We start from the raw sequence: 12,187 nt of genomic DNA, 5'->3' as shown, positions 1-12,187 counted from the left end.
CAAAATTTCTACGCGCGTCGACTTGTAGGAAACTACGTGAGTGATGTCACGATCCGGCATCTGGGGGCGCGCACACCCGAATTTAAGGGAAAGATCTCCCGACGGCACCCGAGGTCTAATCGAAGTCACCGCGCTCCCCCTTGCTTTTGGACACGCGGGAGGATTTAGTCGGGCTTCACATTCTATTGCTGGGCGCTGTACAAATGAATTGCCCAGTGCCGTACGAAGGGACCGATATTCGTGGCGCAGAAGGTCGTGGTCACTCTCTTTGACGACATCGACGGCTCGGAAGCGGCGGAAACGATCGCCTTCGGACTCGACGGCAAGTCGTACGAGATCGACCTGAACGAAACCAACGCCGGGAAACTGCGCAAGGCGCTCGCGCCCTACGTGGAGGCCGGCCGGAAGCGGTCGCGGTCCGGCAAGGCCTACCAGCAGACGGAGGTCGCCCCCGACCCGGCGGCCGTCCGCGCCTGGGCCCAGGCCAACAAGATGGACGTACCCGCCCGCGGGCGCATCCCCAAGAAGGTCTACGAGGCATTCGCCGCGGCCCGGTGACCGCGGGCGCAACCCGCCCGCACCCGACGCCCCAGGGTCCGTCAGCGGGCCCTGGGCCCAGCCGACTTGCGCTACCCCCCGGTCGATCAGCTAATGTCTGGAGCACGCCGCCGGGCGGGGCCGAAAAGCCCAGCTCACAGGCCGCGCGGGTGTAGTTCAGTAGTAGAACATCCCCCTTCCAGGGGGAAGGCGCAGTGTGCGATCCCTGTCACCCGCTCTGCAAAGCCCTCCGGACCACCGTTGTGGATCAGGTAGGCTGGTGCACGCGCCGATCGGTGAGAGCCGGTCGGAGGCAATGCGGACGTAGCTCAGTTGGTAGAGCGCAACCTTGCCAAGGTTGAGGTCGCGAGTTCGAGCCTCGTCGTCCGCTCGGGAAAGAGACCCCGGTCCATCGGACCGGGGTCTCTTCGTGTCGGCGCAACGGATATTTGTCATGTTTGTGCCGGTGCTTCTGACATTTGTCATGCGGAGCGGTGACAGCGCGCACTGCCGTCGGCGCCCGCGGGACGGGACGCTGGGGCCATGGACACGAAGGAACACGTGATCGAGGTCACCGACCTCCGGCGTGTGTACGGGGGCGGGTTCGAGGCGGTCCGGGGCATCGGCTTCCAGGTCGGCCGCGGTGAGGTCTTCGCACTGCTGGGCACCAACGGCGCCGGCAAGACCTCCACGGTCGAACTGCTGGAGGGGCTCGCCCCGCCCACCTCGGGCCGGGTGCGGGTGCTGGGCCACGATCCCCACACCGAGCGGGCCGCCGTACGCCCGCGCACCGGGGTCATGCTGCAGGAGGGCGGGTTCCCGTCCGAGCTGACGGTCGCCGAGACCGCGCGGATGTGGGCGGGCTGCGTCAGCGGGGCCCGGCCCGTCGCCGAGGCACTCGCGCTGGTGGGGCTCGGCGGCAAGGCGCGGGTACGGGTGAAACAGCTGTCCGGCGGCGAGCGGCGGCGGCTCGACCTGGCGCTGGCACTGCTCGGCGACCCGGAGGTGCTCTTCCTCGACGAACCGACGACCGGACTGGACGCCGAGGGCCGCCGCGACACCTGGGAACTGGTGCGGGCGCTGCGCGACACGGGGACGACCGTGCTGCTGACCACGCACTACCTGGAGGAGGCCGAGGGCCTCGCCGACCGGCTCGCCATCCTCCACGAAGGGCGCATCGCCGCCGCCGGTACCCCGGCCGAGGTGACCGCGGCCCGCCCCGCACGGATCTCGTTCGAGCTGCCCGAGGGCTACTTCGTGGCGGACCTGCCGCCCCTCGACCAGCTGCGGGTGTGCGCGCACGAGGCCGACGGGCGCGTCCTGCGACTGCGCACCCACCACCTGCAGCACACCGCGACGGCCGTGCTGACCTGGGCCGACCGGGCCGGCGTGGAACTGCGCGGGCTGGACGTGCGGTCGGCGTCACTGGAGGAGGCGTTCCTCGGGATCGCCCGGGAGGCCGCGCGGCGCGACGAGAGGACGACGGCATGAGCACGGGGACGACGACCGCCGCGGGACGCCGGGCAGGCCGCCGCACGACCACTCCGGTGAGCCGGATGGCCGCTCTCGCCCGGGCCGAACTGACCCTGCTCGGGCGCAGCAAGGCCACCCTGGTCACCGTGGTCCTGGTGCCGCTGGGGCTGCCCGCCGTGCTGCGCTCGGCGGTCGGCGAGATGGACGTGCGGGAGGCCGGGCTCACCATGGGGCTGGTGCTGCTGCCGGCCGCGATCGGCTTCTCCCTGCTGTTCGGCGTGTACGGCGCCCTGTCCGGCATCTACACCGCCCGGCGCGAGGAACTGGTGCTCAAGCGGCTGCGCACCGGGGAACTGCGAGACGCGGAGATCCTCGCCGGATCCGCGCTGCCGGTCATGGCGACCGGACTCACCCAGTCGCTGGTACTGGCGGTCGGCTGCACCGTCGTCCTCGACGTGCCGGCGCCGCACGCGCCGCACCTCGCCCTGCTGGGAGTGCTGCTGGGTCTGGTGCTGTGTGCCGCGCTGGCCGCGGTCACCGCGTCGCTGAGCCGGACCGTGGAGAACGCGCAGGTCACCACGTTGCCGCTGATGCTGGTCTCGATGGCGCTGTCCGGGATGAGCGTGCCGCTGGAGCTGCTGCCCGACAAGCTCGCCGCGGTCTGCGAGCTGCTGCCGCTGACCCCGGTGCTCACCCTGGTGCGGGGCGGCTGGACCGGCGACCTGTCGGCCTGGGAGGCGCTCGGCGCGCTGGTGACCGGCCTGGCCTGGACCGTGCTCGCGGTGTTTGCTGTACGGCGGTGGTTCCGGTGGGAGCCACGGCGCTGAGGACCGGGACGACGGGGGAGGAGCGGCGCATGCGCAGGCCGGGGGGCTGGTGGCGGGGCAAGAACACGCCGCAGAAGGTGGAGACGTACACGCGGCTGTCCTTCCAGTCGTTCGCCCTGATCGAGGTCGTGTCGGTGGTGCCGCCGCTCCTCGGCGAACTGCGCAGCGCCCTCGGCATCGCCCTGCTGGCACTGGTGGTGGTGCACGCCGGGTGCGGTGCGGCGACCGTGTCCCGGTCGCTGGACTGGACCCGGGGCCGCCGCCTCCAGCCGGTACGGACCCTGTGGACGCTGACCGCGGTCACCGCGGCGGTCGCCGTGGTGGGGATCGGCGTCGCGGAACGCGGGCCGGACCGGGAGAGCGCCGAGTCCGCCGCCCTCGGGGTGTTCGGGATCGTGCTGGTGTTCGGCGCCGGGATCATCGCGCTGGGGGTGCGCAACCGGGTCCGGGTCTTCGCGATCGTCGCCGGTTTCGCGGCGGGCGCGGGCGTCGTGGCGTTCCCCCTGGGGCGGCCCGGCCCGGCCGCGCTGGTCTCCGCGCTCGTGGTGCTGGTCGGTGGCGGTTTCATCGCCTTCACCTCGGTCTTCTCCGTCTGGCTGCTGAACGCGGTCTACGAACTCGACGAGGCCCGCGAGGCCCGCGCACGGCTGGCCGTGGCCGAGGAACGGCTGCGGTTCGGGCGCGATCTGCACGACGTGATGGGGCGCAACCTGGCGGTGATCGCGTTGAAGAGCGAGCTGGCCGTGCGACTCGCCCGGCGGGGGCGGCCGGAGGCCGTGGAGCAGATGATCGAGGTGCAGCGGATCGCGCAGGAGTCCCAGCGCGAGGTCCGGGACGTCGTGCGCGGGTACCGGGAGACCGATCTGGGGGTCGAACTCCGGGGAGCCCGGGGGGTGTTGCGGGCCGCCGGGATCGAGTGCGAGGTCTCCGGGGAGGCCGACCGGCTGCCCGCCGAGGTGCAGTCGGCACTCGGCTGGGTGGTCCGGGAGACGACGACGAACGTGCTGCGGCACGGGGACGCCCGGCGGTGCTCGGTGGAGGTGCGCCGGGCGGAGCGGCGGGTGGTGCTGACGGTGGAGAACGACGGGGCGGTGGCCTCCGGCCGGGAACGCGAGGTCGGCCAGGGGGACAGCGGGGGCGGGTCCGGGCTCCCGGGGTTGCGGGAGCGGCTGCGGGAGGTCGGGGGGACGCTGGAGGCCGGGGTGGCCGGGGCGGGGCTGTTCCGGGTGGTGGCGCGGGTGCCGGTCGGCGGCGAGGGGGAGACGGCGCCGGACGAGGAGGGGACGGGAGCCTACGGGGTTACGGGGGACGGCGGGGCCGCGGGAGTGGGGCGGGAGGCGGACGGAGCCGACGGGGCCGACGGGGCTGCGGGGATGGGACGGGAGGCGGACGGAGCCGAAGAGGGGGACACGGACGGCGAGGCCGTCAAGACGAACGTGGCTCACGCGGCTGCGAGGGCGGGCCAGGCTCACGAGGCCGCCGGCACGGGCCAGGCTCACGAGGCCGCGGGGACAGGCCAGGCTCACGAGGCCGCCGGGACCGGACAAGCTCACGAGGCCTCGGGGACCGGACAGACTCTTGAGGCCGCCGGGACCGGACAAGCTCACGAGGCCGCCGGCACGGGCCAGGCTCACGAGGCCGCGGGGACAGGCCAGGCTCACGAGGCCGCCGGGACCGGACAAGCTCACGAGGCCTCGGGGACCGGACAGACTCTTGAGGCCGCCGGGACCGGACAAGCTCACGAGGCCGCAGGGGCGGACCGGGAGGTGGTGGCGTGACCGTACGGGTGCTGCTGGCCGACGACGAGCACCTGATCCGGGGGGCCCTCGCCGCGCTGCTGTCGCTGGAGGACGACCTTCTGATCGTCGCCGAGGCGGCGACGGGACCGGAGGCGCTGGCCATGGCGCGGGCCCACGAACCGGACGTGGCCGTGCTCGATCTGCGCATGCCCGGCGCCGACGGTGTGAAGGTCGCCACATCGCTGCGGGCCGAACTGCCCGGTTGCCGGGTGCTGATCGTGACCAGCCACGGCCGTCCCGGGCATCTGAAGCGGGCACTCGGGGCGGGTGTGCGGGGATTCGTCCCGAAGACGGTGAGCGCCGAACGGCTCGCCGAGATCATCCGGACCGTGCACGCCGGAAACCGCTACGTCGACCCCGAGTTGGCCGCCGACGCCATCGCCGCCGGCGACTCCCCGCTGACCACGCGGGAGGCCGAGGTGCTCGAACTCGCCGCCGACGGGGCGCCCGTCGCGGAGATCGCCGAACGGGCCGCGCTGTCGCCGGGCACCGTGCGCAACTACCTGTCCTCGGCCGTCTCGAAACTCGGCGCCGAGAACCGTCATGCGGCGGTGCGGCTCGCCCGCGAGCGAGGTTGGGTATAGTTGCTCTCGCGCCACGGCGCAACGCGGACGTAGCTCAGTTGGTAGAGCGCAACCTTGCCAAGGTTGAGGTCGCGAGTTCGAGCCTCGTCGTCCGCTCTGATCGAGCCCCCCGGTTCTCACCGGGGGGCTTTTTCGTGCCCTACGACCAGGTGGTGCCCGTCAGACGCTCGTACGCCTCGACGTACTTGGCGCGGGTCGCGTCGACGATGTGGGGCGGCAGCGAGGGCGGCGGCTGCTCGCTCTCGCGGTCCCAGCCGGACTCCGCCGACGTCAGCCAGTCGCGCACGAACTGCTTGTCGTACGACGGCTGTGCGCGGCCCGGCTGCCACCGGTCGGCCGGCCAGAAGCGGGAGGAGTCGGGGGTGAGGACCTCGTCGGCGATGACGAGGGTCTCGCCCTCCAGTCCGAACTCGAACTTGGTGTCGGCCAGGATGATCCCCCGGTCCCGGGCGATGTCCCGGGCGCGCGAGTAGACGGCGAGCGTCGCCTGCCGCAGCTGCGCGGCGGTGTCGGCGCCGACCTGGCGGGCGACCTCCTCGTAGGAGACGTTCTCGTCGTGGTCGCCGACGGCGGCCTTGGTGGCCGGGGTGAAGATCGGGGCGGGCAGTTCGCTGCCGTCGACCAGCCCCTCGGGCAGGGCGAGTCCGCAGACCGTGCGGGTCTGCCGGTACTCCAGCAGGCCCGAGCCGGTGAGGTAGCCGCGGGCCACGCACTCCACCGGGAGCATTCTCAGCGACTTGCAGACCAGGGTGCGGCCGGCCCAGTCGGCGGGGGCGCCGGGTGGCAGCTCGGTGCTCAGCACGTGGTTGGGGATCAGATCGGCGAGCTGGTCGAACCACCACAAGGACAGCTGCGTGAGGATGCGTCCCTTGTCGGGGATCTCGGTCGGCAGCACCCAGTCGTACGCGGACGTACGGTCGCTGGCGACCATCACGAGGTCGCCCGCCTCGTTCTGGTACAGCTCGCGCACCTTGCCGGTGTGCAGATGCACCAGGCCCGGGACCTCGATCGGTTCGGGCTTTTCTACGAATCCGGACACGGTTCCTCCCCGTGAGTCTGTCCAATGGGCTCAATTCTCGCGTATGCGGAGGTGCCCCCCGGCCAGCGGGTCAGTCGCGTTTGCAGATGCGGTCCAGGAGATTGGCGGTGGCCCGCTGGATACGGGGGTCCACGTGGCCGGGGCGGTCGAGGGCGGGTGACCACGCGAAAGTCCCGGACGCGAAGACCAGGGCGCCGGACGGGTCCCGGTACAGGGAGGTCTCCTGGTGGCGGGCCACACCGTGGGCGTCGGTGTACGGGGAGTGGGCGAGCAGGACGCGCTCCTCGTGCGGCGGCAGCGGGGTGCGCGGGTAGTAGCGGTCGGCCTCCCCGGCGACCAGGCCCTCGATCTCCTCGCCCTCCTGGGTGCCGGTCGCCTCCCACAGCCAGTGGCCGGCGTTGCGGACGATCAGTGGGTGCGGCTCGGGCACGTGCCCCGTGTACTGGATGCCCAGCACCTGCTGCTCGGCGCGGTCGATCTCCCGCCACAGCACCGACCGGCCGGGGCCCTGGCGCTTGCGGCAGGTCAGCAGCCGGCTCGGGGCACCGGACGGCGACGGACTCAACTCGACCTGCCAGTACATGGTGTTGGCGGCGAGGAAGACCAGCGAGGTGCCGCTGTCGCGGGCCAGCTCGGCCGTGCGGCGCATGGGGACCGACCAGTACTCGTCGTGGCCGGGGAAGACCAGCCCCCGGTAGCGGGTGGGGTCGATCCGGCCGTCGTGCAGATCGCGGGCGTCGGCGTAGGAGAGGTCGTAGCCGTAGCGCTCGGCCCAGCGGATGACGTCGTAGGCGTGCCCGACGTGCAGGGGTAAGCCCGCGCCCGCGTACGGGCGGTCGAAGGAGACCGTGGTGGCGGCGTCGGCCTCGCCGAGGAGCCGGCCGCTCTCGTCCCAGGCGTGGTAGAGGCTGGCTCCGGTCCGCCCGTCCTCCGGATAGAGGTTGTACGCCTGCCAGGTGACGTCGGGCAGGACCAGCAGGAGGTCGGCGGCCCGGTTGTCGCGGATGGTGAACGGGATGTGGGAGCGGTAGCCGTCGGCGGTGGTCAGGACGGCCACGTACGCCCCGACGCTCCAGTAGGAGGGGATCTGCAGCCTCCAGGACAGCCACCAGTGGTGGCAGGAGACCGTGCGGTCGGCGGTCAGCGGCGGGGGCTGGACGATGCCGGACAGACGCGGGCTGGTGGCGATCTTCGCCGCGCCGTCGCCGCTGTAGTGGCCGATGCGGTAGACGTCGACGCCGAACTCCTGGGGCGGGTCGACGGTGATGTGGAAGTCGACGGCCTCGCCCGGGGCGACCGCGCCGGTGGAGGCGAAGCCCTTGATCTGGCGGTGCACGTCGTCCGCCGAGCGGGGGCCGGCGGCCGCGGTGCGCGGCGCCGGGATCCGGTGCACCCCCGGCACCGGCCGGTGGGCATGCCCGTCGACGTACCAGGGGACCACCTGTCCGGTGTCGTCGAAGTACGTCACCTGGCCGCGCAGCCACGGGACGGGGCCCTGGCCGAAGGGGTCCGTCACGGCGTGCGCCAGTGCTCCCGACTCCCAGCGGCGGATCTGCTCCGACTCCATGCGGTCCCCTCCTTCTGGTCCTTCTCGGCCCGTTCGGTATCGCGCGCGTCCCGGTGTCGCTCGTGCCTGTCGTATGTCGGGTGGGCTTGCCATGGGCGCGATCCGGTCCCAGCACATCACATAACGCACGCGTGCTGTCACTATTCGTTGCGAATTGACCAAAAGTGGAGTGCTGAATTCCGGCGGTGGGGCGCCGGGTCAGACGAGTCGCACCGGTTTGTCCGGCCGTATCCCCAGCTCGGCCAGCCAGCCGCGCAGGGGCCCCGGGTCGCCGTCCTCGATCAGGCTGAGCACCCGCGGGGCGAGGTCACCGGTCCGCTCGCCGTTGACGAGCAGTGCCGGGCCGTCGAGCCAGTCCAGTCCGGGGGCCGCCCCGGCGGTGTCCATCGCGGCGCAGCAGACCATCGCGGTGACGTGGTCGGCGAGCAGCTCGCGGTCGGTGCGCGGGGGCAGGAGCGGGAAGAGGGGGAGCGCGGCGTCGTCCCAGAGGGCCGGGGCGGGGCCGGGCTGGGCGGGCGGAGGTCCCGGGGGGCCGGGGGTGGCGGTGGCGGCGGGGAGAGCAGGAGTGGCGGGGAGGGCGGGGGTGGCGGGGCCGGTTCCGCGTCCGGGTGTCTGGTCGGCGCCGTTTCCGGGTGGGTGCCCGGCGCCGTGTTCGGTTGCCTGCCCGGCGCCGGGTCCGGTTCCGTGTCCCGATTCCTGTCCGGGGGTGGCCGGGCCGTCGGCGGTGGCGGGTCCCGTTGCGGCTTCGGGAGCCGCCGCCTCCTCGCGGGCCAGCTCGGCGGCGAGGCGGGCGGCCAGGGCGGCGGTGGCGGGAGGCAGGTCGGGGCCGTCCGGGTCGGCGGCGGAGAGGGGGTCGGTCAGGTCGTCGGTCAGGTCGTCGGTCAGGTCGTCGGTGGGCGCGTCGGCGGTCAGGTCGCCCCGTGCGTCGGCGGTCAGACCGTCGGACGGGCCCGTGGACGGGTCGCCGGTGGGGTCGGTGGTCGGATCGCCTGCCGGGGCGGCGGTCGGGCCGGTGGACGGGGCGCCGGTCGGGCCGGTGGACGGGGCTGCGGAGGGGCGGGCGGCGGCAGGGAGGTCTGTGGGGATGCCGGTGACGAGACCGTCCTGAGTGGGGGCGGGGCGCACGGGGGCGGGGTGGGCGGAGGGGTGGGCAGCGCTCTCCGCTGTGCCGGGGCGGTCAGCCGGGGAAGCCTCTTCGACCTGCGAGGAGTGCGTGGCCGTGAGGTGGTCCAGGACTCGGGCCAGGGTGGGGGCGGCGGCAGGAGGCTCCGAGGTGGAGGCCGCGGGCGCCGCCGGAATCGGTGCCGCGGACCGAGGTGACCGTTCGGTCGCCCGGTGCGGCGGACGCGCCGGGGCCGGCTCGCCGGGGGTCAGGGTGTCCAGGACGCGGTGGAGGCGAGCCGCGTCCGTACGCCACTTGCGGTCCACGACCTCCTCCGGGTATTCGGACCAGTCGACCGGGGACCATTCCGGACCCGCCCCGGCGGGGCCGCCGTGGAAGAGGCGGGCGGCGAGCAGGGAGGTCGCCTCATCGACCGCGCCCGGCTCCTCCAGGAGGTCGCAGGCCGGCCGCTCGCCGAGCCGGGAGGCGAAGCCCTCGGCCAGCCGGTCGCGCCGGGACAGCTCGGTGAGCGCCGCGACGACGCCCGCGTCCAGCCGGGAGGGCCAGCGGCCCATCCGCCAGGCCGGCAGCGCGACCCGGGTCAGCAGCCGGTCCCAGCCCGCGTACGCCAGGCCCACCTGCTCCTGGGCGACGATCCGCAGCCCGTAGTCCACCGTCTGGGCGCGTTCGGCGGCCGCTGCGGCCACGCCCCGCTCCATCTCGGCGGCGTGCCCCCGGCAGGCCCGCAGCATCAGCCGGGCCACCCAGCCGACGCCCGCGCAGACCAGCCGGAAGGCGGGACACCGGCCTCGGTCGGCGGAGGCGGCCACCGCGGCGTCCAGACCGCGCACGAAGCGCCGGGCCGCCGCTATGTCGGGGTGCACCGAGGGACCCGTACCGGCGACGACCGGGGCGAGGACGGCGCGCAGCTCGCCCACCCGCATCCACCACAGGAACGGGGAGCCGATGACGAGGACGGGCGCCGCCGGCGTACGACGGTGCAGGTGACGGCCCACGCGGCCGGCACCGGCCGTCTCCTCGCTCGCCTCGTGCGCCTCGTGCGGCGGCGCAGCGTGGGCCGGATGGGTGCGGTCCTCCAGCCAGCTGTCGCAGTCCGGGGTGAGCGCTATGGCGGACGGCGCGGGCACGGCGAGGCGGTCGGCGAGATCGCGCACCATCCGGTACAGGTCCGGCGCCGCGTCCTCGGCGATCGGCACGGTCGGGCTGACGGCCGGACGGGCGCGGGCGACGACCACGGCGACGACCGCCGCGGCGAGCAGGACGAGGATCGCCAGGACGCCGACCGCCCAGCGGGCGCGGTCCCAGGCGGGGCCCACCAGGTGCTGGGTGGAGCCGCCGGTGAACAGGATCACGGCCGCGGCGGCGGGCAGCAGTGCGACGCCCAGCGCGCGCCCGCGGACGCGGAGCACGGCGAGCGCACGGGCGCGCGCGGCCTGCGCGCCCACCTCGCTGCTCATACCTGTCATGGTCTGTCCCACCCCCTCCCCGCGGTCCTGGCGGCACGCGCGGTGCCGACGCCTGTCCTGGTCTTGCTCACTCCCCCACTGTGGCACTCGCCTCTGACATCGCAATGCCGATGGGGCCAAGTGCCGGAACGCTTGCGCGGCACCCTAGTTGGCACCTTCGTCCCCGTCAGCCGGATGGGGGAGCGCTCACTCGATGGAATGGCTTTGGTCAGAGGTGGGTGACAGTAGGCAAGGATCAGGCCCCGGATCCTAGGACGGGTCCGGGGCCTGCGGGGTTCATCGGGAGCGCCCGGCGCAGGGAGCGCCCGGCGCCGGCCCCACCGGGCGGGCGGCGGTCGGGTCTGCCGAGTCGACGGCGACCGAGCCCACCGGACCGACGACCGGTCGAGCCGACTGGCCGGCGGCGGTCGAGCCGACTGGCAGCCGGCGGCGGTCGCGTGTTTTACGCTCCCGCCGCGGCCTTCGCCGCGATGTCCGTACGGTGCTGGGAGCCGTCCAGACCGATGCGGCCCACCGCCTCGTACGCCCGCTCGCGGGCCTGGGTCAGGTCCGTGCCGGTCGCCGTCACGGACAGGACGCGGCCGCCCGCGCTGACGATCGTGTCACCGGCGCGCTTGGTGCCGGCGTGCAGGACGTACGCGTGCGGGGCGTCCTCGGCCGCGACCTCGTCGAGGCCGGTGATCGGGTCACCGGTGCGCGGGGTCCCCGGGTAGTTGTGCGAGGCGACGACGACGGTGACGGCCGCGTCGTCGCTCCAGCGCAGGGGCTCCAGGTCGGCGAGGGTGCCGTTGGCCGCGGCCAGCAGGACACCCGCCAGCGGGGTCTTCAGGCGGGCCAGGACCACCTGCGTCTCGGGGTCGCCGAAGCGGGCGTTGAACTCGATGACCCGGACACCGCGCGAGGTGATCGCCAGACCGGCGTAGAGGAGGCCCGAGAACGGGGTGCCGCGGCGGCGCATCTCGTCGACGGTCGGCTGCAGCACCGTCTGCAGGACCTCGTCCACCAGCTTCGGATCGGCCCACGGCAGCGGGGAGTACGCCCCCATGCCGCCGGTGTTCGGGCCCTCGTCGTCGTCCAGCGCCCGCTTGAAGTCCTGGGCGGGCTGCAGCGGGACGACGGTCTCGCCGTCGGTGATCGCGAAGAGGGAGACCTCCGGACCGTCCAGGTACTCCTCGACGACCACCCTCCCCCGCTGCTCGGACGCCGCAGAAGACGACCCGGATGACGCCGCGGAAGACGCCGCGGGAGGCGTCCCGATGCAGGCCGCCGCGTGGGCCTTGGCCACGTCCAGGTCGGAGGTGACGACGACGCCCTTGCCGGCGGCCAGGCCGTCGTCCTTGACGACGTACGGCGCGCCGAACGCGTCCAGGGCCTCGGCGACCTCCTCCGTCGTCGTGCAGACGTACGAACGTGCCGTGGGCACGCCGGCGCCGGCCATCACGTCCTTCGCGAACGCCTTGGAGCCCTCCAGCTGCGCGGCCTGCCCGGACGGGCCGAAGACCGGGATGCCCGCCGCGCGCACGGCGTCGGCGACCCCGGCGACCAGCGGCGCCTCGGGGCCTACGACCACCAGCTGGGCGTCCAGCTCCTGGGCGAGCGCGGCAACGGCGGAGCCGTCGAGGGCGTCCACCCGGTGCAGCTCGGCGACCTCGGCGATGCCGGCGTTGCCGGGCGCGCAGTGCAGCGCGGTGACGGCGGGGTCGAGGGACAGGGAGCGGCACAGGGCGTGTTCGCGGGCGCCGCTGCCGATGACGAGGACGTTCACGGAGTCA

8 protein-coding genes, 3 tRNA genes and 1 pseudogene are annotated in these 12,187 nt (G+C 73.7%); 8 read left to right on the top strand and 4 right to left on the bottom strand.

What is annotated here, in order from left to right:
- The first annotated feature begins 240 nt into the window (after window positions 1–240).
- The 8 genes and pseudogenes from ACSLTV_RS01775 to ACSLTV_RS01740 all read left to right on the top strand — a co-directional run bounded on the left by ACSLTV_RS01775 (window position 241) and on the right by ACSLTV_RS01740 (window position 5,316).
- Complete coding sequence (locus ACSLTV_RS01775) at window positions 241–558, top strand: histone-like nucleoid-structuring protein Lsr2 (RefSeq protein ID WP_432139044.1); 318 nt, start codon at window positions 241–243, stop codon at window positions 556–558.
- Between the two features lie 145 nt (window positions 559–703).
- A tRNA-Gly gene (locus tag ACSLTV_RS01770) sits at window positions 704–775 on the top strand.
- 80 nt (window positions 776–855) lie between these two features.
- Window positions 856–928, top strand: a tRNA-Gly gene (locus ACSLTV_RS01765).
- A gap of 152 nt (window positions 929–1,080) precedes the next feature.
- Window positions 1,081–2,028 carry an ABC transporter ATP-binding protein gene (locus ACSLTV_RS01760; RefSeq protein ID WP_432158389.1) on the top strand — a complete coding sequence of 316 codons (948 nt, stop codon included), beginning with the start codon at window positions 1,081–1,083 and terminating at the stop codon, window positions 2,026–2,028.
- Window positions 2,025–2,837, top strand: coding sequence for an ABC transporter permease (locus tag ACSLTV_RS01755; RefSeq protein WP_432139042.1), 813 nt, complete (start codon window positions 2,025–2,027; stop codon window positions 2,835–2,837). Before ACSLTV_RS01760 ends, ACSLTV_RS01755 begins: the two co-directional genes overlap by 4 nt.
- A gap of 29 nt (window positions 2,838–2,866) precedes the next feature.
- Window positions 2,867–4,093, top strand: a pseudogene (locus ACSLTV_RS01750) (histidine kinase); the annotation flags it as partial.
- A gap of 518 nt (window positions 4,094–4,611) precedes the next feature.
- Window positions 4,612–5,220 carry a response regulator gene (locus ACSLTV_RS01745; protein WP_432139041.1) on the top strand — a complete coding sequence of 203 codons (609 nt, stop codon included), beginning with the start codon at window positions 4,612–4,614 and terminating at the stop codon, window positions 5,218–5,220.
- Window positions 5,221–5,243: 23 nt separating this feature from the next.
- Window positions 5,244–5,316, top strand: a tRNA-Gly gene (locus tag ACSLTV_RS01740).
- 43 nt (window positions 5,317–5,359) lie between these two features.
- Here the strand turns inward: ACSLTV_RS01740 and ACSLTV_RS01735 are convergent.
- The 4 genes from ACSLTV_RS01735 to purD form a co-directional block, all read right to left on the bottom strand.
- Window positions 5,360–6,259, bottom strand: a complete 900-nt coding sequence (locus ACSLTV_RS01735) for a phosphoribosylaminoimidazolesuccinocarboxamide synthase (protein WP_432139040.1) — start codon at window positions 6,257–6,259, stop codon at window positions 5,360–5,362.
- Between the two features lie 70 nt (window positions 6,260–6,329).
- Window positions 6,330–7,826, bottom strand: coding sequence for a N,N-dimethylformamidase beta subunit family domain-containing protein (locus ACSLTV_RS01730; protein WP_432139039.1), 1,497 nt, complete (start codon window positions 7,824–7,826; stop codon window positions 6,330–6,332).
- A 198-nt stretch (window positions 7,827–8,024) separates the two neighbouring features.
- Window positions 8,025–10,415 carry a hypothetical protein gene (locus ACSLTV_RS01725; RefSeq protein WP_435611495.1) on the bottom strand — a complete coding sequence of 797 codons (2,391 nt, stop codon included), beginning with the start codon at window positions 10,413–10,415 and terminating at the stop codon, window positions 8,025–8,027.
- Window positions 10,416–10,857: 442 nt separating this feature from the next.
- Entirely contained in the window at window positions 10,858–12,180 is a 1,323-nt protein-coding gene (gene purD, locus ACSLTV_RS01720; protein WP_432158386.1) for a phosphoribosylamine--glycine ligase, read from the bottom strand.
- Window positions 12,181–12,187: the final 7 nt, after the last annotated feature.

Source organism: Streptomyces sp. bgisy159 (assembly GCF_965341775.1).
GTDB lineage: Bacteria > Actinomycetota > Actinomycetes > Streptomycetales > Streptomycetaceae > Streptomyces.
This window is presented reverse-complemented; position numbering and strand designations above follow the sequence as displayed.